We start from the raw sequence: 18,985 nt of genomic DNA on the forward strand, positions 1-18,985 counted from the left end.
CCCATGCGCCAGATCATCCTGGATACCGAGACCACCGGCATCGATCCCAAGGACGGCCATCGCCTGATCGAGATCGGGGCGGTGGAGATGGTCAACCGCCGGCTGACCGGCAACACCTACCATCAGTACATCAACCCCGAGCGTCCCATCGACGAGGAGGCGATCGCGGTCCACGGCATCACCGACGAGCGGGTCGCGAACGAGCCGGTGTTCGCCGCGATCGCCGATGACTTCTGGGCCTTCATCGAGGGCGCCGAGCTGGTGATCCACAACGCGCCCTTCGACGTGGGGTTCATCGATCATGAGCTGGGGATGCTCAATGCCGCCCGCGGGGAACCCCGGCTGGGCCCGGTGGCGGCCCATTGCCGCATCCTCGACACCCTGCAGTTGGCGCGGGACAAGCATCCGGGGCAGCGCAACAACCTCGATGCCCTGTGCAAGCGCTACGAGATCGACAACGGCCACCGCGTGCTCCACGGGGCCCTGCTCGACGCCGAGATCCTCGCCGACGTCTACCTGGCGATGACCGGCGGCCAGACGGCGCTCTCCCTGGACGCGGAGGCCGGCGGCGACGACCGGGCCGAGGCCGGCGGGGGCCTGGCCCTGCGGCGGATCGCCCTCGAGCCGGGACGGCTGCGGGTGCAGCCGCCGGACGAGGCGGAGTGGCAGGCCCATCGCGACAAGCTCGCCGTCATCCGCGAGGCGGCGGGGGAGTGCCGATGGGACGGCCTGGCGGACTGGCCCGGTCACGAGGCCTCGCGCTGATGCTGCGTCGGGAACTGCCCGCCGACGAGCCGGCCGGGCGGGTGATCCGCCTGGCCCGGGGGCGAATCGCCCCGGGGCCGGACGGCGGCCCCCTGCAGCCGACGCAGCCCTGGACCCCGGCCATGCAGCCGCTGTGCTGGTGGCGGGAGGCGCCGGTGGCGCTGTCGCTGGAGGAGATCCCCGGCGAGGACTGGCCGGATGGCCGTGCCTGGCTCGAGCGGTTGCCCGAGTCCTGGTTCCCGCTGGTGTCGACGGCCCTGCAGGTGGGGGCCTGGCTGCGCCATCACCGCTACTGCGGGAGCTGCGGGGCCCCGGCATCGCGGCTCGACCGGGAGTTCGCCATGCACTGTGAGCGCTGCGGGCACCGCAACTATCCGCGGATCTCGCCGTGCATCATCACCCTGGTGACCCACGGCGAGTCGCTGCTGCTGGCGCGAAGCCCTCGCTTCCCGCCGGGGCGCTATTCCACGCTGGCCGGCTTCATCGAGCCCGGAGAGTCCGCCGAGGAGGCGGTGCGGCGCGAGGTGTTCGAGGAGGTGGGCCTGACGGTGGGGCGACTTCGCTACTTCCAGAGCCAGGCCTGGCCCTTCCCCCATTCGCTGATGCTGGGGCTCTTCGCCGAGGCCGCCAGCCGGCGGATCCGCATCGACGGCCGGGAGATCAGCGATGCGGCCTGGTTCTCGCCGCGCCGGCTGCCGCGGCTGCCGCCCCCGTACTCGATTTCCCGGGGGCTGATCGAGACCCATCTGGCCGAGGTGGGCGCCCGGGCCTGAGTCAGGCGCTGGTGGCTTCGGGCCTTGTCTGGGGCTGACCCGATGGCGGGAGGGGGCGGTTCAGGGGCGGGGGAAGAGGCTGCCCAGCTTGGTCGCCAGCATGACGTTGCCGGTGGCCTTGAGGCGGCCGCTCATGAAGGCACTCATGCCGCTGATCTCGCCGTTCATCACGCCCTTGAGGGTCTCGGTGCTCAGGCTCAGGCTGACCGAAGGGTCCTCGTGGCTGCCTTCGCATACCTCGAGCCGGCCATCCCGGACCACCAGGTGGTAGTCCCCGGCGTCGCTGAAGTGGAACTGGAAGACCTCGTCCATACCCCGGGCGGCCTGGGGATCGAAGCGGGCATGGAGCTTGTCGAGGGTGGTGTCGGACATCGGGGTCTCCGCGGGTCGTGTGAGTCGAGCGACCGAGCCTATTTAAAGCAATCGTTTTAATCAAGTCGCCTTGTTCCCGTCTTCCGGCGACGGCAGGATGGAGCAAATCACCTCGAGGGAGACGCCCGGTGAACGAATGGCTGACGGAGTACGGCATGTTCCTGGCCCAGCTGGTGGCGGTGGTGGCCGTCGTCACCCTGGCCGTGATGCTGGTGATGCGGGCGCGGACCGCCGAGGGCGAGCGGGTCCGCCTCAAGCTGGAGGAGCTCAACGAGACCCGCCGTCGGCGTCGCCGCCGGCTCCAGCTGGCCGCCAGCGAACCCGGGGCGCGCAAGCGCCTGCTGAAGGCCTTCCGCCGGGATGACAAGGCCCGCGGCAAGGGACGCGACGCCGAAGGCCAGGAGAAGACGCCGGTGGTCTGGGTCATCGACTTCCATGGAGACCTCAAGGCCAGCGCCGCCGGGCGTCTCGCCGAGGAAGTCTCGGCGGTCCTCGATGTCGCCGGCGACGGCGACGAGGTGGTGGTCCGGCTGGAGTCCGCGGGCGGCCTGGTGCATGCCTATGGCCATGCCGCCGCGGAGATGGATCGTCTCCGCCAGGCGGGGCTCTCGACCACCGTCTGCGTCGACAAGGTGGCGGCCAGCGGCGGCTACCTCATGGCCTGTTGTGCCGACCGGCTGAGGGCCGCGCCCTTCGCCGTGCTCGGTTCCATCGGGGTGGTGGCTCAACTGCCCAACCTGCATCGCCTGCTCAAGCGGCATGACATCGACGTCGAGGTGCTGACCGCCGGCCGCTACAAGCGCACCCTGACGGTGCTCGGCGAGAATACCGAGGAGGGGCGAGAGAAGTTCCTCGAGGATCTCGAGACGATCCATGGCCTGTTCAAGCGCTACGTGGCCGGACGGCGCCCGGGGCTCGACATCGAGGCCGTGGCCACCGGTGAGGTGTGGTACGGCCAGGACGCCGTGGCACGAGGCCTGGTGGACGAGCTGGGGACCAGCGAGGCCTATCTCGTGGCGCGCATGAAGGAGGCCCGCGTGGTGTCCTTGCGCCTGGAGCGTCGGCAATCCCTGGCCGAGCGCATGGGGATGGCGGTGTCTCATGGGGTGGAGCGCGGCCTCGAGCGCGGTCTCGAGGTGCTCGAGGCCTGTGGCTGGCAGAGGCGCTGAGCCCCGGCGGATGTCCTCTGCGGGAGGATGACCGGTCCGGTCGGCAGGGCCGCGCCCCGTGAGTTCGATCGGGAACGGGGTGAGCTCCTCGTCATGGCGCCGGGGGGATCCCCCGCCGCTCAGGCCCCGGAGAGGTTCAGCCTGTCCAGCGCCTCCAGGATGGTGCGGGCCCGGTCCCCGTTGAGCGAGTAGTAGATGGTCTGGGAGGCCCGTCGCGTGCTCACCAGCTCCTCGCGGCGCAGGATGGCGAGGTGCTGGGAAAGAGCCGACTGGCTCAGGGCGAGGCGCTGGTTCAACTCGGTCACCGACAGTTCCGTGCCGTCGAGCAGGCACAGGATCCGCAGGCGGTTGTCGTTGGCCATGGCCTTGAGGAGGGCGCTGGCCTGATCGATCACCGCCTCTCCCCCGTCGAGCAGCCGCAATGGCTGGCCTTGCGTGTTGCCCATGATGCTAACCCCCACGCTGTCAGGGCGACTGGTCGCGGCCGTCCGTCGCCGTTTCAGGCCCTGGGTCGTCGGATGGGCCCGCACCTGGACCCACCGGTGCGGGGCCGTGCTGTCTTCTCTGATTCAGTCATTACTCAATTATAGCGCAGAGTGTTGCGGGGCACCGGGACGCGATGCGGCCACCTGCCACTTTTGTCGACAATGTTCTCGCTGCGATCGTCCTTTTGTCGAAGATTAGCCGTTTGTCTGAGGTTTTGGTGGCGGGATTGTTCTAGAGTGTCAACAATCAAGCCAGCAACGACACAAGAGGCAGGTTCTCCATGTCCGCATATCGCAGCGAATACCGGCGTTCCATCGAGTCTCCCGAGGCCTTCTGGGCCGACCAGGCGCGTCGCCTGCCCTGGTTCAAGGCGCCGGATACCGTCCTGACCTATGACGACCAGGGTCATGCTCGCTGGTATCCGGATGGGGAGCTCAATCTCTGCCATGCGGCCCTCGACCATCATGTCGAGCAAGGCCGCGGCGACCAGGCGGCCATCCTCTGGGACTCCCCGGTCACGGGCACCAAGCGGCGCCTCAGCTATGCCGAGCTGCTCGATCGGGTGGCGACCTTCGCCGGGGCGTTGCGTGACCTCGGCGTGGAGAAGGGCGATCGGGTGATCATCTACATGCCCATGGTGCCCGAGGCCCTGGTGGCGATGCTGGCCTGTGCGCGCCTGGGCGCGGTGCACTCGGTGGTGTTCGGCGGCTTTGCGCCGCACGAGCTGGCGGTCCGGATCGAGGATGCCGAGCCTCGAGTGGTCGTGGCGGCTTCCTGCGGCATCGAGGTCGACAAGGTACTGCCCTACAAGCCGATCGTGGATGCGGCCATCGAGCAGAGTGCCCACCGGCCGGAGGCCTGCGTGGTGCTGCAGCGCGAGCAGTGCCGGGCCGAGCTGGGCAGCCGCGACCATGACTGGGATGAGCTGACGGCGAAGGCGACACCGGCCGACTGCGTCCCGGTCAGGGCCACCGACCCCCTGTACGTGCTCTATACCTCCGGCACCACCGGCAAGCCCAAGGGCGTGGTGCGGGACACCGGCGGCTACGGCGTGGCCCTGCACTATTCGATGGAAGCCGTCTACGACATGGCGCCGGGGGAGGTGTTCTTCTCGGCCTCGGACGTGGGCTGGGTGGTGGGGCACTCCTACATCGTCTACGGCCCCTTGCTGCGGGGCTGCACCACCGTCGTCTACGAGGGCAAGCCGGTGCGGACCCCGGACGCCGGGGCCTTCTGGCGGCTGATCGCGGAATACGGCGTCAAGGCCTTCTTCACCGCGCCCACGGCCTTCCGGGCCATCAAGAAGGAGGACCCCGACGGCGCGCACCTTCGCGAGCACGACATCTCCAGCCTGAAGGCCCTGTATCTCGCCGGCGAGCGCCTGGATCCGCCGACCTTCCACTGGCTGGAGGACCTGCTCGAGGTGCCGGTGATCGATCACTGGTGGCAGACCGAGACCGGCTGGCCCATCGCCGCCAATCTCCAGGGGCTGGAACCCATGCCGACCAAGGCCGGCTCGGCGACGGTGCCCGTTCCGGGATTCGACGTGCGCATCCTCGATCGGCAAGGGCAGGACGCCCCGGCGCTGGATCAGGGCAGCGTGGTCATCAAGCAACCCCTGCCGCCGGGCTGCCTGGCCGGCATCTGGCGCGACCCCCAGCGCTTCCATGCCGCCTACATGGCCGCCTTCCCGGGCTTTTACCTGACCGGCGATGCGGGCTACCTGGACGAGGACGGGTACCTGTTCATCATGGGGCGCACCGACGACGTCATCAACGTGGCCGGGCATCGCCTGTCCACCGGCGAGATGGAGGAAGTGGTCGGCGGCCATCCGGCGGTGGCCGAGTGTGCGGTGATCGGCATCCACGATGCCCTCAAGGGCCAGGTGCCGGTGGGGCTGGTGATCCCCAAGGACGGCTTCGACGGCGACGAGCTGGCCCTGGAGCAGGAGCTCGTCGCCCGGGTCCGGGAGCGCATCGGGCCGGTGGCCTGTTTCAAGCAGGTGCTGGTGGTGGACCGGCTGCCCAAGACGCGCTCGGGCAAGATCCTGCGCAAGCTGCTGCGCCATATCGCCGACGGGGCCGAGTTCGGCGTCCCCTCGACCATCGACGACCCGGCCAGCCTGTCCGATGTCCACGAGGCCATGAAGGCCCGGGCGCTGGGCAGTTCGGAGCAGGCGCGACAGGTCTAGGCGCCTGTCGGGCTTAACGCCGATCTACTGCGAATCCCGGGTTGTCGGCCAACTTCATCGATCCATCTCGTTAAATATCGCGCTATTCGCCTCGATCGATGAATTTGACTCGAAATCCGTGACTCTCGTGACGATTGGTCAAACCCGACCGGCGCCTAGGCGCGGGCCGTCCGGGGCAGCGGGGCAGCGGGGCGGCGGTGGCGGGCGCCGCCCGGGGCGACGCCGTCGCCCTGTCACCTGAACTCTGTGCCTTGTTCCGCGGCGAGTGTCCTGGCAGCGAGCCCGGGCGGTTGGGTCCCGGCGGACGGCGGCGTATAATGCGCGCCGCCGCGCCGGGTTCCCGGCATCCGTCCGACGAGGGTTCCCTCACCCCTCCCGCGAAAAAGGTGTTTCATGTTCGTGCTGTCCGCCGCCCAGACCCGCCGCTGCCTGATGCTGCTGGTCGGCTTCCACATCCTGATCATCGCCGCCAGCAACTACCTGGTCCAGCTGCCCTTCAGCCTCTTCGGGCTGCACACCACCTGGGGCGCGTTCAGCTTTCCCTTCATCTTCCTGGCCACCGACCTCACGGTGCGGCTGTTCGGCAAGGAACCGGCCCGGGCGATCATCCTGCGCGTGATGTTCCCCGCCCTGGTGATTTCCTACGCGGTCTCGGTGGTCTTCCCGCAGGGCGGCTTCGCCGGCCTGGCGGCGCTGGGCGAGTGGAACCTGTTCGTGGCCCGCATCGCCCTGGCGAGCTTCATGGCCTACGTGCTGGGCCAGCTGCTGGACGTCACCGTCTTCGACCGCCTGCGCCGGCTCCGTGCCTGGTGGGTGGCGCCGGCACTGTCCACCCTGCTCGGCAACCTCGCCGATACCTTCGCCTTCTTCTCCATCGCCTTCCACCGCAGCCCCGACGCCTTCATGGCCACCCATTGGCCGGAGATCGCCTGGGTGGACTACGGCATCAAGCTGGGCATCAGCCTGGCATTCTTCCTGCCGCTCTACGGCGTGCTGCTCGGCTGGCTGACCCGCCGGCTGGTGGCGGCCACCGGCGATGCCGACCTGGCCCCGGAACAGGCCCAGGCCCGCTACTGATCCCGACGACGAGGAGGCCCCGATGCCCATCGCCCTCAACTACCACGACACCGGCGGCGACGGCACGCCGCTGGTGGTGATCCATGGCCTGCTGGGCAGCGCCGACAACTGGCGCTCCCATGTCAAGCAGTGGCAGGCCGAGCGCAGGGTCATCGCCGTGGACCTGCGCAACCACGGGCGTTCGCCCCACGCGGCGGGCATGACCTATGAGGCCCAGGCCGGAGATGTCCTGACCCTGCTGGACCGCCTGGACGTGCCGAGGGTCCACCTGCTGGGCCATTCCATGGGCGGCAAGGTGGCGATCAGCATCGCCCGCCTGGCCTCGGAGCGGGTGGCCTCGCTGATCGTCGCCGATATCGCCCCCCAGGCCTACGGCCATGGCCATGACGCCGTCTTCGCCGCCCTGCGCCGGGTGGAGGCGGGGCGGCCGGCCAACCGTCGCGAAGCCGATGCCCTGCTGGCGGAGCACGTGGAAGACCGCGGGACTCGACTCTTCCTCGCCACGAACCTGGAGCGGGGCGAGGAAGGGCGGCTGCGGCTGCGCATCGGCCTGGACGAGATCGAGGGGGACTACGAGGCGATCATGGCCGCCCCGGCCGGGGAAGGCGCCTTCGAGGGGCCGACCTTGGTGGTGCGTGGCGCCCGTTCCCGCTATGTGACCGATGCCATGCTGCCGGTGCTTCGCGAGGTGCTGCCCTCGGCCGAGATCGAGACCCTGGACGCCGGTCACTGGCTGCACGCCGAGAGCCCCGAGGCCTTCCAGGCCGTGATCAATGCCTTCCTGGCGCGTCAGCCGGAGTGATCCCTGCCCGTCCCGCGGTCCTGGGCCGGACATGCCCGCGCCGCGGGCACTGCCGACCCAGCGATGCGGCGGCTGGGGGCCGGGGCGGAATCGGGGGAGGCGCCGGCGCTCATCCACCCTGCCTTAGCGGTTGGGATCGATCGCCAGCCGTTCCACGGGGGTGACCGCGGTCACGATGCCCTGTTGCACCAGGAAGCGCTCGAACTCGGCATAGCGTCGCGGGTGCAGGGCGGCAGGGGTCAGGCTCAGCCGGGCGCGGACTTCCGGCCAGGCCTCGCGGTTGGCCGGCGTGTCCAGGGCGGGTTCGGCGGTCGCCAGCAGCGGCCAGCTCTCCTCGGGATGTTCGAGGATCCAGGCGGTGGCTTCCTCGAGGGCATCGACCAAGCGGGCGATGGCCTCGCCCTGGCGGGCGAGGCGTTCGCGGTTGGCCACCAGGATCAAGCCATCGTGGCGGGGCACGCCGAAGCGCTCGGAGGGCACGCTGACGGTGGCCAGCCCTTCGTCGGCCAGGGCTCGAGGGAGGAGGTGACGCACGGCGCCGATGATGCCGTCCACGCGTCCCTCGCGCATCGCCTGCTCCAGGCGGAAATGCAGGTCGGGGCTGTCCAGCGCCTCCCGGGGAAGGTCGTGCCGGGCCAGCAGGCTGGCCAGCAGCACCGCCTCGCCATCGAGGTCGGCGTGGCCCACGCGGGTGCCGGCCAGGTTCGCCAGGTTCTCGACGCCGGCGTCCTCCCGCATCACCAGGGCCGTCATCGGCGTCCCCACCAGGGTGGCGACCCGAACCAGGGGCTGGCCCCGGTCGACGAGCAGGTGAAGCAGGGGCTGGCGGGTGAGGGCCAGGTCCACCCGGGAGGCAGCGAGCAGCTTGGTGGGGACGTCGGGATCGGCCGGGGTGCGAAGGTCGACCTCCAGGCCGCGGCTGGCGAAGAGGTCGCGTTCCCGGGCCACGATGAGGGCGGCATGGCGGGGGCTCGGATACCAGTCGAGCATCACCGTGAGCCGGTTCACCGGCGGTGGGGCGATGGGCTCCGCCGACCCCGCCGCCACGGCCGGGGCCGTGGGGCGGGTGGGCGTGTCCACGGCCGGGCCGCTGGGCAGTTCCCGGAAGAGGGCGAGCGGATCCTCGGCGGGGGGGAGCCCCATCTCGGGGACCATGACCTCGGTGCCCAGGGGAGGGTAGCCGGACGCCGGCGGCTCGGCCTGCTGGTCGCCCGCGGCCAGTGGCATCAGCAGCAGGCCCCCGGCGAGGACGAGCAGGGGGCGGAACCGACCCGGATGGCGGAACAATGACGGCATGACGGTAACTCCAGCGATGGCTCCCGGGAGCCGGGGCCGACAGGGCGTGTCGGCCTGGGGCTCGGTTCCGGGGAGGACGCGGCTAGTCTAGCGACGACAGGGCTCGCCTGGCCAGCGCGGGGCTCAACGCGCTCCCCCGCATCGCGAGCGGTCGCCCGGCATGCGATACTGCGGGGCATCTCCCGAGGCAGGACGCCATGGACTCGATCAACACCCTTTTCCTGCTCAGCGGCTTCCTCATCGCCCTGAGCGTACTGGCCAGCCGGCTCTCCACCCTGGTGGGCGTGCCGCTGCTGCTCATCTTCCTGGGGCTGGGCATGCTGGCCGGCGAGGAAGGCCTGCTCGGCATCCAGTTCGATGATTATCCCCTGGCCTTCCTCATCGGTCACCTGGCCCTGGCGATGATCCTGCTCGACGGTGGGCTGCGCACGCGCCTCAAGACCTTCCGGGTGGGCTTCAAGCCGGCGCTGTCGCTGGCCACCCTGGGGGTGTTCGTCACCAGCGCCCTGGTGGGCGCGATCGCCATGTGGGTCTTCGAGCTGAGCCCGGTGCAGGGCCTGCTGGTCGGGGCCATCGTCGGCTCTACCGATGCCGCCGCGGTGTTCTCCATGCTCGGGGGGCGGGGCATCAACCTCAACGAGCGCGTCGGGGCGACGCTGGAGATCGAGTCCGGCACCAACGACCCCATGGCCATCTTCCTGACCCTGATGCTGGTGGAAATGCTGGTGGGCGACATCGGCGGCTGGCTGGCCACCAGCCTGTTCTTCCTCCAGCAGTTCGGCCTGGGGATCGCCCTGGGGCTCGGGGCGGGCTGGCTGATCGCCCGCCTGCTCGCCTGGCTCGACCTGGCGGCGGGCCTCTACTCCCTGCTGGCCCTGGCACTGGGGTTCTGCGTCTTCGGCCTGACCAGCGCCCTCGGCGGCAGCGGCTTCCTGGCCATCTACCTCACCGGGCTGATGATCGGCAATCGGCCCGGGCGTCACCTGAACTTCATCCTGCCCGTCCACGACGGCTTGGCCTGGCTCAGCCAGATCGGCCTGTTCCTGGTGCTGGGGCTGCTGGTGAACCCCAGCGAGATGATGGTCTATGCCTTGCCGGCCCTGGAGGTCGCGCTCGCGCTGATCTTCGTGGCCCGGCCGCTGGCCGTGCTGGTCGCATTGCTGCCGTTCTTTCGCTTCCGCTGGCGGGAGGTGGCGTTCATCGCCTGGGTGGGCCTGCGGGGCGCCGTGCCCATCGTGCTGGCCATCTTTCCGGTGATCGGCGGGGTCGAGAACGCCTCGCTCTACTTCAATGTCGCCTTCGCGGTGGTGCTGCTGTCGCTGCTGATCCAGGGGGGCACGCTGCCCTGGATGGCTCGGCGCCTGCGGGTCGAGGTGCCGCCCGGCATCAGTCCCGTCCGGCGGGGGCCCCTGGGGATCAGGACCGACGACGACTACGAGATGTTCGTCTACAGGGTGGAGAGCGCCGACCTGGAGGACGTGCCGATTCGTCTGCTGCGCTTCCCGTCCGGGGCCATGATCGCCTCGTTGTTCCGCGACGGGGGCATGCTCCATCCCCAGGGCAGCACCCGGCTGTGCCGGGGCGACGTGCTCTGCGTGATCGGCCGAGCCGACGATCTTCCGGCCCTCAATCGGCTGTTCAACGGCGACGCCACCCTGAAGCGCCAGAGCGCCTTCTTCGGGGCGTTCAACTTCGATGGCGAGGCCCGGCTCGGCGACATCGCCGAGGCCTACGGCCTGACCCTGAGCCCCGGCGAGCAGGACATGACCCTGGCGGAGTTCATCTCGCTGCGCGTCGGCGGCCACCCCGTGGTGGGCGACGATGTGGACTGGCATGGCATCCATTGGGTGGTGAGCGAGATGGACGGCAACCGCATCAGCCGCGTGGGTCTGCGCCTCTACTGAGGCGTCCGTGACAACCGTGCCGCGGTGGTCGACACTTCACGGGATGCGTCGCGCGAAGGTGCCGAATCATGCAAGTCCTCGTCGTCAGCTATACCCCCGGGAGCTACCTGCTGGAGACCCTCGAGGTGTTGACCCCGCCGGGGGGCGGCGAGGTCCTCGTCCTGGCGGATGATCGTCGGGTTCGGGTACTGCACGCGGTGCCCCTGGAGGCCGTCCAGGGCGTGGCGTACACCCTGCTCGTCGACGAACTGTCCCGGGAGGCGCCTTCGACGGTCGCCGCCGGGGGGCGGCAAGTCCCGGCTCCTCCGACGGGGCCCAGGGTGGCCTGAGCCAACCGCCTAAGGGACCTGTCGTCATGCTCGCGTCAACGAGGCCGGAGGGGGAGGAGAATGCCGTCGTGCGGCATCATCCGGCCAACCCGGACGGGCGGGACTTCTTCGTCGGCGACCTGCACGGGGAATACGACCTGCTGATGGAGGCCCTGGCCGGGGTCGACTTCGCCCCCGAACGCGACAGGCTGTTCTCGGTGGGGGATCTCATCGATCGGGGGCCGCGATCCCGCGACTGCCTGGCGCTGGCCCTGGCGCCCTGGTTCTTCGGCGTCCGCGGCAACCACGAGGCGATGGCGCAGGCGGCGCTGGCCGAGGGCGGGGACGCCATGGCCCTGTGGGTCATCAATGGCGGCGGCTGGGCCTGCCGGGAACCCCGGCAGGAGCTGCGTGGCCTGCTGTCGTCGGCGTTGCGGCGACTGCCTTATGCGCGGGAGATCGAGGCGGCAGGCCGTCTAATCGGCCTGGTGCATGCCGAGCCGCCCGACGACTGGGGGGAGATCGGCGACTGTGATCGGCACACGCTGCTCTGGGGCCGGCGACGCATCCGACAGGGGGACGCCACGCCGGTTCGGGGCATCGATGCCGTGGTGGTGGGACACACCATCCTCGAGGCGCCGACCACCCTGGGCAACGTCCATTACCTGGATACCGGCGCCTTCGCCTCGGGCCGCCTGACGCTGGTCGAGGCGACCGAACTGCTGGCCGGAAACGACTCGCCCGCCGGGCGGGGCGGGCGAGGGGAGTGAGCGACCGGGGTCATTCCCGGGACTCGGCCGCCTTCCAGAGCAGGCCGGCGCCGACCAGAGACGCGCCGCTGGCCATCCAGACCCCGAGTTCGATGATAGACAAGAGGTTCCTCCATTAGCGATTCATGTGACATCGATCCTTCGCTATCGACCGGGGGGCGCGGGAGTTGAGGCCCGGTCTGTAAGGATTTGTGAGCGACCGTATCGCTCCGGCAGCGGTGCAGGACGACTGCCCCTGACAGGCGTCATTGGCTGAATCATCACTGTTCCCCGGAAGGCGCTCGACCGTCGGCCTCCGATCTTGACGATCAACGGCGGGTAGGCGAATGGGGTGGCCTCTTCCCAAGGGAGAATCGATCGCGGAGGGATCGACGCCAAAGAACGCATGGCTTCCTGGCGTGGTGATCCGTTTCAACAAAGCGGATGTCGATACGCCGAATGGAGAAAGCAGGGCTAAGGCCCTGCTTATGTTGCTCCACGCTGAAATGAGCGTCAGCTCCAGGCCGGTCGGGCTTTCATCACCCGCGTGTAGATTCTACTTCCTGCACCCAGTCGCACCTGATACCGGCCTTCTCATGGTGCTTGTGAACCGCCTCGGCGTTCGGGGCGTCCAAAACACAAAAGATCTTGTCGCCCTTTTCGCTGAACAATATATCGTGATGTGTAACCCCGAATTCATCCGCTGGGGCATTCTGTAACTTGTTCAGCTCCTCGGCCGTGAACGGTTTCATGGGATGTGAATCGATGAATTTTGGCATGATGGCCACCTCCTCCCGCCTCGATGGAGGGGCGGGTACCGCTCGAGCGCTTCGCGGCGGGAAAATGAACAGCGTTCGATTCCGCCTGCCCCCCGAATTCGCGCACCTTTCCTTATTCAATCATAGTGCACCTCGGGTGCATGCGGGAACAATATGAGCCCGAGCATTGGGCCACTAACGTTCAGGGCAGGTTGAGCGGCGAAGGGAAACGACTTCTCGCGGCCTGGAGCTGGCGTAAACTCCGAATAATGGCAACGCTCCCATCAGTCTAGCCACACCCTGGATTGGGTGGCTAACCCCCTGGTCCAGGCATGGTGTTCCCGTAGGTCATGCTAGACGGTCACAGGCCACGAGTAGCGACCCCGAGCATGCCTTCCCATAGCCGGCGGTCATCGGCCTCCTGGGGCTGTGCCTCTACGCGAGGGAGTCGATTCGGATCGGCAACCTGTCATTTATGCGGGACGACGCAGTAGATCAAGATGGCGCCTGCGGGACGCACACGAGCTGCGCCCGACCAGGGACGACCCTCCTGGGTATGCGACATCCGGTGTAGCTGTCCGGACCGTGCCGAGGGATCTTGGGCTACCCCCGGCATCTCCCATCCGTGACCTAGATGCCGTACACGCGCAAATCGGCGGGGGGAGTCCTGGCTGCCACCAGGATTCGTCAGACAGGTCGGCCAGCCGCACGCGTCGGGATACCAGGTGACCGCGCCGCCCCAGGTGGTAGGCGATCGGTTGGCGCCGCAGAGGGGCTGCAGGGCGTAGGCCGCGCCCTGGGGGGATACGGAGGAAGGTGGCATTCATCGGCTCACCAGGCTCGATTCTGGTTGGCCTCAGAATGTGTCGACAGCAGACATACAACCGTCTGGGCACCGGGCTATGCTGCTCCCTATGACGGCATGGGATGCAGGCGTCATAGAGAGCGGAGCCATCGACCGTCCAGAAACGAGAAAGGGGATCAGCGTCGTCGCTGATCCCCTTGGAAGAAGGTGGCGGAGGGACAGGGATTCGAACCCTGGGAAGGCGTTAACCTTCGCCGGTTTTCAAGACCGGTGCATTCAACCGCTCTGCCATCCCTCCGGCTCACGGCGAGCTATCCTACCAGCTTTTCCGGGGAGGTCAAGACCGTTTTGCGATCAAGGTGTTATCGTCCTGACTCGGTGGCTGTCGAGCCTTGCGGGAGATGGGGCATGGGGCATGACATTCATCCGGTGGTGGCGGTCAGCGCCGCGGTCGTGCGCCAGGGGCACCTGCTGCTGGTCCGTCGGGCGCGGCCGCCGAAGGCGGGGCGGCTGGCGCTGCCCGGTGGCAAGGTGGAGCCGGGGGAGACCCTGGAGGCGGCGGTGCGCCGCGAACTGAGGGAGGAGACCGGGCTCGAGGGCGCCCCCCTGGCGTTGCTGGAAGCACTGGACCTGATGGATCGTGAAGGCCCGGATGGCCGGTTGCGATCCCACTACGTGCTGCTGGTGTATCGTGTCGCCGTCCAGGAGGGAGCGGCGCGGGCGGGGGACGATGCCGAGTCGCTGCACTGGCTGGACCTGGCGGGCCTGGAGGCCGCCGGAGAGGACGTGACCGACACCACCCTGGCCGTCGCGCGGCGACTGCTGGGGCCTTCGGTGGCGAAGAAAGGCCGTTGAACCCCGACAGGGCCGACACTTGCGTCGGGAACCACCAGACGGCATCCTGTGTCCATCGCCAGGATCAACCAAAGGGAGCTCTGGATCGATGGCTTACCAAGACACTCGAGTGACGACGCAGCGGACCGGTGCCGTCAGTACCAACAAGGTACTGCGTAATACCTACGGCCTGCTGGCCATGACCCTGCTGTTCTCCGCCGTCACGGCAGGCTCTGCCATGGCCCTGGGAATCCAGCAGATGAACATCCTGGTCTTCTTCATCGGCGCCTACGGCCTGATGTTCCTGGTGCACAAGACCGCCAACTCCGCCGCCGGCCTGCTGGCCACCTTCGCCTTCACCGGCTTCATGGGCTTCACCCTGGGGCCCATCCTCAGCGCCTACCTCTCCCTGCCCAATGGCGCCCAGCTGATCATGACCGCCCTGGGGCTGACCGGGCTGACCTTCTTCGGCCTCTCCGCCGTGGCGCTGATCACCCGCAAGGACTTCAGCTTCCTCGCCAACTTCCTCATGGCCGGCGCGATCGTGCTGATCCTCGCCATGGTCGCCGCCCTGGTCTTCCAGATTCCGACCCTCTCGCTGATGGTGTCCGCCGGTTTCGTGCTCTTCGCCTCCGCGGCGATCCTCTACCAGACCAGCGAGATCGTGCATCGCGCGGGCGAGACCAACTACATCCTCGCCACCATCACCCTCTACGTGTCGATCTACAACCTCTTCGTCAGCCTGCTGTCCCTGCTTGGCATCATGAGCCAGGACTGACGTCGACGCCGAGGCATGTCCAGCTTGCTGGCCCCGCTTCGGCGGGGCCAGCCTGTTTCTGCGAGGACCTTTCATGCGATACGGGATACTGCTGCTGGGGGCGCCCTACAGCGATCAGGCCAGCCACTCGGCGTTGCGCTTCGCGCGGGCGCTGCTGGCGCGGGGGCACCGGCTGGAGGCGGTGTTCTTCTATCATGACGGCGTCTACAATGCCGCTCGCCTGGCCGCACCGCCGCAGGACGAGCCCCACCTGGTGGATGGCTGGGCGACGCTGCATGCCGAGCATGGGGTGGCCCTGCAGGTCTGCATCGCCGCGGCCCTGCGCCGCGGCCTGCTCGATGAGCGCGAGGCCGCCCGACACGGCAAGGCGGGGCACAGTGTCGAAGCGCCCTTCGAGCTGACCGGCGTCGGCCAGCTGATCGATCTGGGCCAGCGCTGCGACCGGCTGGTCACCTTCGGGCCCTGAGGAGGACGCGATGCACGACGTAACCGCCCCGACAGCCGGCGACCTGCTGGTGATCCTGCGCCATTCTCCCCATGGTTCGAGCTGGCTGCGGGAAGGCCTGGACGCCGCCCTGGTGGGGGCCGCCTTCGGGCAGCGAGTCCACCTGTTGTTCATGGGAGAGGGCGTGACGGCCCTGGTCGAGGGCCAGCAGGCCGGGGCCCTGGGACAGAAGGGCACCGCCCCGACGCTGGAGATGCTCGAGATGTACGACATCGAGACGCTCTGGGTCGAGGCCCAGGCCCTGGCGCGCTTCGGCCTGTCGCCCGCCGACCTGATGCTCGATCCCGTTCCCCTGAGCGCCGATGCCCTCGCCCGGGCCGTCGCCACTCACCCGCTGGTGCTGACCTTCTAGCCTGGAGCCCGCCGCCCATGAAACTGCATATCCTGAACCGCTCGCCGGCCAGCAGCCAGGTGCCCGCCCAGGCGCTGAGCGCCATGGGGCCGGAGGATCGGCTGCTGTTGATCGAGGATGGCGTCCAGGGGGCATTGCCGGCGCTCATCCATCATTACGCGGCCATCCCGGGGCGGCTCTACGCCTTGCGCGAGGACCTCGTCGCCAGGGGGTTGATCGGCCGCTGCGACGGGACCGTCCAGGTGGTGGACGTGGATGGCTTCGTGACGCTGACCGAGGAAGCCGAGCAGACGCTGAGTTGGTACTGAACGATGGCAAGCACGGAATTATACCGTTATCTTACCGTGGCCGGGGTCCGGATCGGGCTGGATCCGGAAGGCTATCTGGTCGATCTCGACCAGTGGTCCCCGGCCGTGGCCGAGGCCCTGGCCGAGGAGGAAGGGGTGACGCTGACGGCCGAACATTGGGAGGTGCTGGAGGTGTTGCGGGACTTCTATGCCCGCTATGAGATGGCGCCGGCGATGCGTCCGCTGGTCAAGGCGGTCGGCCGGGCCCTTGGCCCGGACAAGGGGCGCTCGATTCATCTGATGCGCCTCTTCCCCGGCAGCCCGGCCAAGGTGGCGGCCCGCCTGGCCGGCCTGCCCAAGCCCGCGAATTGTCTCTGACATGAACTTCCTGGCCCACGGCTGGCTGGCGCGGGGAGGTAGCGACGACTTCCTCTACGGCAACCTCGTCGCCGACGGCGTCAAGGGCGGGGATCTCGGCGGCTGGCACGTCGCGGTCGCCGAGGGCATCCGCCACCACCGGCGGGTCGATGCCTTCGTCGATGCCCACCCCGCGGTGCGGCAGGCCCGAGCCCTGGCGCCGGATGGCCGGCGCCGCTATGCCGGCATCGCCCTCGACGTGCTCTGGGATCACTTCCTGGCCATCCGGCTGCCGCGCCAGGAGCGGGATGTCCTCGTCCAGCGCTGTTACCGGCTGCTGGAGGAGCGTCCGGCTCCCGCCCGCCTGGCGGCGATGATGCCGGTGCTGGTGCGCCAGGACTGGCTGCGGGGCTATGCCGACTTCCGCTTCACCTGCCGTGCCGTGGAAGGCATCGGTCGACGGCTGTCCGGTCCGAATCGCCTGGCCGAGCTGCTGCCCTGGCTGGAGCGCGACTACGACCGGCTGGAGGCGGTCTTCTGCCGGCTCTGGGACGACGTGGCCCCGGCCCTGGAGATCCCCCCGGGCCGCGACCTCAATCGCCCCTGAGCCACAGGCACTCGACGGCCGCGCCCGGGGCGATGCTGGTGTTCGGCGGGATGACCGCCAGGCCGTCGGCGCCGATGCAGGACGACAGCACTCCCGAGTTCTGGTCCCTGAAGGCCCGGGCCACTATGCCCTCGGCGGCGAAGTCCAGGGCGACCCGCATGTAGTGCTGCCGCGGCCCGGTGCGGGTCTCGAAGTCGGCGCGTGCCACCAGCTTGGGCAGCGCCGACAGGGCCGGACAGGCGAGCATCGCCCCGATCAGCGGCCGCAGGAACAGCCAGGCGCCGACGAAGCCGGAGACCGGGTTGCCGGGCAGCCCGACGAAGCGGGCCTCGCCACCGGGCGCCGCACGACGGGACAGGCGCCCCAGGGCCAGCGGCTTGCCGGGGCGGATGGCCAGCCGCCACAGGTCGAGCCGGCCGAGGGCCTCCAGGGCGGCCTTGACGTGATCCTCCTCGCCGACGCTGACGCCGCCGGTGGATACCACCACATCGGCGTCCTCGGCGGCCTCCTTCAGGACCCGACGGGTGCCCGCGGCGTCGTCCGGTACCGTCGCGAGGTGCACCACCTCGGCCCCGAAGCGGGTCAGTAGCGTCCGCAGCATCGGCCGGTTGGAATTGTAGATCTGGCCGGGGCCCAGCGGACGGCCGGGCTCGACGATCTCGTCGCCGGTGGAGAGCAGGGCGACGCGCGGGTGGCGACGGACCTTCACCTCGGTGATGCCCTGGCCGGCGAGGTGGCCCAGCGCCGCCGCATCGAGGCGCGTGCCGGCGCTGAGCAGCCGGCCGCCCGCGGTCACGTCGCGGCCGCGTCGGCGCAGGTTGTCGCCGGCGGGGGTGTCCGCGGGGATCCAGGCCCGGTCGCCCTCGACCTCGACCCGCTCCTGCATCACCACGCAGTCGGCCCCGGCGGGCAGCTCGCCGCCGGTGAAGATCCGCGCGCAGCTGCCCGGGGCGAGGGGCTCGGCCGGCCGGCCCGCCGCGATGCGCTGGCTCACCGGCAACCAGCGACCGGCGTCCCGGTGATGGAGGGCATAGCCGTCCATGGCGCTGTTGTCGAACGGCGGTACGTCGAGCCGGGCGGTGACGTCCTCGGCCAGTACCCGGCCGCCGGCTTCCGCGGCCGGCACGGTCTCGCCGGGCAGGGCCTCGACATCCTTGAGCAGGGCGGCGAGTGCCGCCTCGACGGGCTGAAGCTCAGCCATGGGCACCTCGCTCGGGGATGACCCGATTGGCGAGAAGTGACAGAGAGCGGCATGGCTTGAGTCGGCCGGCTGCCTTCATGCAACGTTCACCCATGCTGACCCCGCTCGGGGATGACCAGGTTAGCGAAGTTGCACGGCTTGTGCCGACTGTCGAGCTGCTCGGCCAGGATCCCGTCCCAGCCGGTGCGGCAGGCCCCGGTAGAGCCGGGCAGGCAGAACACCACGGTGGCGTTCGCCAGGCCGCCCAGGCAGCGGCTCTGCACGGTGGAGCTGCCCACCTCGTGCCAGGACAGCTGGCGGAACAGCTCGCCGAAGCCCTCGATGCGCTTGTCGAGCAGCACCGACACGGCCTCGGGGGTGGAGTCGCGACCGGTGAAGCCCGTCCCACCGGTGGTGAGCACGACCTGGATCGCCGGGTCGGCGATCCAGGCCGCCACCACCGCACGGATGCGGTAGACGTCGTCGGGGACGATGCGCTTCTCGGCGAGGCGATGGCCCGCCGCGGTGAGTCGCTCCACCAGGGCCTGGCCGCTGCGGTCGGTCTCCTCGGTGCGGGTGTCGGAGACGGTGAGTACCGCCACCGACAAGGGAATCATCGGCTCGCTCATC

The 18,985-nt window shown here is 69.2% G+C and carries 21 protein-coding genes, 1 tRNA gene and 1 pseudogene; 16 read left to right on the forward strand and 7 right to left on the reverse strand.

Annotated features, from left to right (window positions below; all coding sequences use genetic code 11):
• The first annotated feature begins 3 nt into the window (after positions 1 to 3).
• Both dnaQ and nudC read left to right on the forward strand, forming a co-directional pair.
• Complete coding sequence (gene dnaQ / locus BEI_RS08790) at positions 4 to 765, forward strand: DNA polymerase III subunit epsilon (RefSeq protein WP_097789160.1); 762 nt, start codon at positions 4 to 6, stop codon at positions 763 to 765.
• A complete protein-coding gene (gene nudC / locus BEI_RS08795) occupies positions 765 to 1,538 on the forward strand; it encodes an NAD(+) diphosphatase (RefSeq protein WP_097789161.1) in 774 nt (257 codons plus the stop codon). Before dnaQ ends, nudC begins: the two co-directional genes overlap by 1 nt.
• Before the next feature lie 60 nt (positions 1,539 to 1,598).
• On the opposite strand, the gene BEI_RS08800 is transcribed toward nudC, so the two are convergent.
• Complete coding sequence (locus tag BEI_RS08800; protein ID WP_097789162.1) at positions 1,599 to 1,910, reverse strand: SCP2 sterol-binding domain-containing protein; 312 nt, start codon at positions 1,908 to 1,910, stop codon at positions 1,599 to 1,601.
• Between the two features lie 128 nt (positions 1,911 to 2,038).
• Between BEI_RS08800 and sohB the strand changes: the two genes are divergently transcribed.
• On the forward strand, positions 2,039 to 3,079 hold the full coding sequence (gene sohB, locus BEI_RS08805) for a protease SohB (RefSeq protein WP_097789163.1): 1,041 nt from the start codon (positions 2,039 to 2,041) through the stop codon (positions 3,077 to 3,079).
• A 119-nt stretch (positions 3,080 to 3,198) separates the two neighbouring features.
• On the opposite strand, the gene BEI_RS08810 is transcribed toward sohB, so the two are convergent.
• The gene (locus tag BEI_RS08810) at positions 3,199 to 3,525 is read right to left on the reverse strand and encodes an ArsR/SmtB family transcription factor (RefSeq protein ID WP_097789164.1); all 327 of its coding nucleotides are present in this window, start codon (positions 3,523 to 3,525) and stop codon (positions 3,199 to 3,201) included.
• A 305-nt stretch (positions 3,526 to 3,830) separates the two neighbouring features.
• On the opposite strand from BEI_RS08810, the pseudogene BEI_RS08815 reads away from it, so the two are divergent.
• The 3 genes and pseudogenes from BEI_RS08815 to BEI_RS08825 all read left to right on the forward strand — a co-directional run.
• Positions 3,831 to 5,756: pseudogene (locus BEI_RS08815) on the forward strand (propionyl-CoA synthetase); the annotation flags it as partial.
• A gap of 393 nt (positions 5,757 to 6,149) precedes the next feature.
• Positions 6,150 to 6,833, forward strand: a complete 684-nt coding sequence (locus BEI_RS08820) for a 7-cyano-7-deazaguanine/7-aminomethyl-7-deazaguanine transporter (protein ID WP_097789166.1) — start codon at positions 6,150 to 6,152, stop codon at positions 6,831 to 6,833.
• A gap of 22 nt (positions 6,834 to 6,855) precedes the next feature.
• Positions 6,856 to 7,635 (forward strand): alpha/beta fold hydrolase, encoded by a 780-nt coding sequence (locus BEI_RS08825; RefSeq protein WP_097789167.1) that lies wholly within the window; start codon positions 6,856 to 6,858, stop codon positions 7,633 to 7,635.
• Positions 7,636 to 7,758: 123 nt separating this feature from the next.
• Here the strand turns inward: BEI_RS08825 and BEI_RS08830 are convergent, their stop codons facing one another.
• Complete coding sequence (locus BEI_RS08830) at positions 7,759 to 8,931, reverse strand: ABC transporter substrate-binding protein (protein ID WP_097789168.1); 1,173 nt, start codon at positions 8,929 to 8,931, stop codon at positions 7,759 to 7,761.
• Positions 8,932 to 9,128: 197 nt separating this feature from the next.
• Here BEI_RS08830 and BEI_RS08835 point away from each other — a divergent pair, with 197 nt between their 5' ends.
• The 3 genes from BEI_RS08835 to BEI_RS08845 all read left to right on the forward strand — a co-directional run bounded on the left by BEI_RS08835 (position 9,129) and on the right by BEI_RS08845 (position 11,913).
• A complete protein-coding gene (locus tag BEI_RS08835; RefSeq protein ID WP_097789169.1) occupies positions 9,129 to 10,835 on the forward strand; it encodes a potassium/proton antiporter in 1,707 nt (568 codons plus the stop codon).
• Positions 10,836 to 10,903: 68 nt separating this feature from the next.
• Positions 10,904 to 11,164 carry a hypothetical protein gene (locus BEI_RS08840; protein ID WP_097789170.1) on the forward strand — a complete coding sequence of 87 codons (261 nt, stop codon included), beginning with the start codon at positions 10,904 to 10,906 and terminating at the stop codon, positions 11,162 to 11,164.
• A 68-nt stretch (positions 11,165 to 11,232) separates the two neighbouring features.
• A complete protein-coding gene (locus tag BEI_RS08845) occupies positions 11,233 to 11,913 on the forward strand; it encodes a metallophosphoesterase (RefSeq protein ID WP_227644657.1) in 681 nt (226 codons plus the stop codon).
• Between the two features lie 518 nt (positions 11,914 to 12,431).
• Here BEI_RS08845 and BEI_RS08850 read toward each other — a convergent pair.
• On the reverse strand, positions 12,432 to 12,671 hold the full coding sequence (locus BEI_RS08850; RefSeq protein WP_097789172.1) for a nickel-binding protein: 240 nt from the start codon (positions 12,669 to 12,671) through the stop codon (positions 12,432 to 12,434).
• Positions 12,672 to 13,663: 992 nt separating this feature from the next.
• Positions 13,664 to 13,753, reverse strand: a tRNA-Ser gene (locus BEI_RS08855).
• Positions 13,754 to 13,863: 110 nt separating this feature from the next.
• On the opposite strand from BEI_RS08855, the gene BEI_RS08860 reads away from it, so the two are divergent.
• The 7 genes from BEI_RS08860 (at position 13,864) to BEI_RS08890 (ending at position 17,175) form a co-directional block, all read left to right on the forward strand.
• Positions 13,864 to 14,310, forward strand: a complete 447-nt coding sequence (locus BEI_RS08860; RefSeq protein ID WP_097789173.1) for an NUDIX hydrolase — start codon at positions 13,864 to 13,866, stop codon at positions 14,308 to 14,310.
• A gap of 88 nt (positions 14,311 to 14,398) precedes the next feature.
• A complete protein-coding gene (locus tag BEI_RS08865) occupies positions 14,399 to 15,067 on the forward strand; it encodes a Bax inhibitor-1/YccA family protein (protein ID WP_097789174.1) in 669 nt (222 codons plus the stop codon).
• A 73-nt stretch (positions 15,068 to 15,140) separates the two neighbouring features.
• Entirely contained in the window at positions 15,141 to 15,533 is a 393-nt protein-coding gene (tusD, locus tag BEI_RS08870; RefSeq protein ID WP_097789175.1) for a sulfurtransferase complex subunit TusD, read from the forward strand.
• Positions 15,534 to 15,543: 10 nt separating this feature from the next.
• Positions 15,544 to 15,924: a sulfurtransferase complex subunit TusC gene (gene tusC, locus BEI_RS08875; protein WP_097789176.1), complete on the forward strand. Its 381-nt coding sequence runs from the start codon at positions 15,544 to 15,546 to the stop codon at positions 15,922 to 15,924.
• Between the two features lie 17 nt (positions 15,925 to 15,941).
• Positions 15,942 to 16,232: a sulfurtransferase complex subunit TusB gene (tusB, locus tag BEI_RS08880; protein ID WP_097789177.1), complete on the forward strand. Its 291-nt coding sequence runs from the start codon at positions 15,942 to 15,944 to the stop codon at positions 16,230 to 16,232.
• A gap of 3 nt (positions 16,233 to 16,235) precedes the next feature.
• On the forward strand, positions 16,236 to 16,589 hold the full coding sequence (locus BEI_RS08885; RefSeq protein ID WP_097789178.1) for a TusE/DsrC/DsvC family sulfur relay protein: 354 nt from the start codon (positions 16,236 to 16,238) through the stop codon (positions 16,587 to 16,589).
• A gap of 1 nt (position 16,590) precedes the next feature.
• The gene (locus tag BEI_RS08890) at positions 16,591 to 17,175 is read left to right on the forward strand and encodes an acyl carrier protein phosphodiesterase (protein ID WP_097789179.1); all 585 of its coding nucleotides are present in this window, start codon (positions 16,591 to 16,593) and stop codon (positions 17,173 to 17,175) included.
• Here BEI_RS08890 and BEI_RS08895 read toward each other — a convergent pair.
• On the reverse strand, positions 17,162 to 18,376 hold the full coding sequence (locus BEI_RS08895; protein WP_097789180.1) for a molybdopterin molybdotransferase MoeA: 1,215 nt from the start codon (positions 18,374 to 18,376) through the stop codon (positions 17,162 to 17,164). The two genes, BEI_RS08890 and BEI_RS08895, sit on opposite strands and share 14 nt — an antisense overlap.
• An 86-nt stretch (positions 18,377 to 18,462) precedes the next feature.
• Positions 18,463 to 18,984, reverse strand: coding sequence for a molybdenum cofactor biosynthesis protein B (gene moaB / locus BEI_RS08900; RefSeq protein ID WP_097789181.1), 522 nt, complete (start codon positions 18,982 to 18,984; stop codon positions 18,463 to 18,465).
• Position 18,985 lies beyond the last annotated feature (1 nt).

This window comes from Halomonas beimenensis, assembly GCF_002549795.1.
Lineage (GTDB): Bacteria > Pseudomonadota > Gammaproteobacteria > Pseudomonadales > Halomonadaceae > Halomonas > Halomonas beimenensis.

Coding starts and splice junctions, on each gene's coding strand:
- tusB (WP_097789177.1), top strand. CDS start 15,942: ATGAAACTGCATATCCTGAACCGCTCGCCGGCCAGCAGCCAGGTGCCC.
- dnaQ (WP_097789160.1), top strand. CDS start 4: ATGCGCCAGATCATCCTGGATACCGAGACCACCGGCATCGATCCCAAG.
- BEI_RS08810 (WP_097789164.1), bottom strand. CDS start 3,525: ATGGGCAACACGCAAGGCCAGCCATTGCGGCTGCTCGACGGGGGAGAG.
- BEI_RS08830 (WP_097789168.1), bottom strand. CDS start 8,931: ATGCCGTCATTGTTCCGCCATCCGGGTCGGTTCCGCCCCCTGCTCGTC.
- nudC (WP_097789161.1), top strand. CDS start 765: ATGCTGCGTCGGGAACTGCCCGCCGACGAGCCGGCCGGGCGGGTGATC.
- BEI_RS08860 (WP_097789173.1), top strand. CDS start 13,864: ATGGGGCATGACATTCATCCGGTGGTGGCGGTCAGCGCCGCGGTCGTG.
- BEI_RS08800 (WP_097789162.1), bottom strand. CDS start 1,910: ATGTCCGACACCACCCTCGACAAGCTCCATGCCCGCTTCGATCCCCAG.
- moaB (WP_097789181.1), bottom strand. CDS start 18,984: ATGAGCGAGCCGATGATTCCCTTGTCGGTGGCGGTACTCACCGTCTCC.
- BEI_RS08885 (WP_097789178.1), top strand. CDS start 16,236: ATGGCAAGCACGGAATTATACCGTTATCTTACCGTGGCCGGGGTCCGG.
- BEI_RS08840 (WP_097789170.1), top strand. CDS start 10,904: ATGCAAGTCCTCGTCGTCAGCTATACCCCCGGGAGCTACCTGCTGGAG.
- BEI_RS08895 (WP_097789180.1), bottom strand. CDS start 18,376: ATGGCTGAGCTTCAGCCCGTCGAGGCGGCACTCGCCGCCCTGCTCAAG.
- BEI_RS08865 (WP_097789174.1), top strand. CDS start 14,399: ATGGCTTACCAAGACACTCGAGTGACGACGCAGCGGACCGGTGCCGTC.
- BEI_RS08825 (WP_097789167.1), top strand. CDS start 6,856: ATGCCCATCGCCCTCAACTACCACGACACCGGCGGCGACGGCACGCCG.
- tusD (WP_097789175.1), top strand. CDS start 15,141: ATGCGATACGGGATACTGCTGCTGGGGGCGCCCTACAGCGATCAGGCC.
- BEI_RS08850 (WP_097789172.1), bottom strand. CDS start 12,671: ATGCCAAAATTCATCGATTCACATCCCATGAAACCGTTCACGGCCGAG.
- tusC (WP_097789176.1), top strand. CDS start 15,544: ATGCACGACGTAACCGCCCCGACAGCCGGCGACCTGCTGGTGATCCTG.
- BEI_RS08820 (WP_097789166.1), top strand. CDS start 6,150: ATGTTCGTGCTGTCCGCCGCCCAGACCCGCCGCTGCCTGATGCTGCTG.
- BEI_RS08890 (WP_097789179.1), top strand. CDS start 16,591: ATGAACTTCCTGGCCCACGGCTGGCTGGCGCGGGGAGGTAGCGACGAC.
- BEI_RS08835 (WP_097789169.1), top strand. CDS start 9,129: ATGGACTCGATCAACACCCTTTTCCTGCTCAGCGGCTTCCTCATCGCC.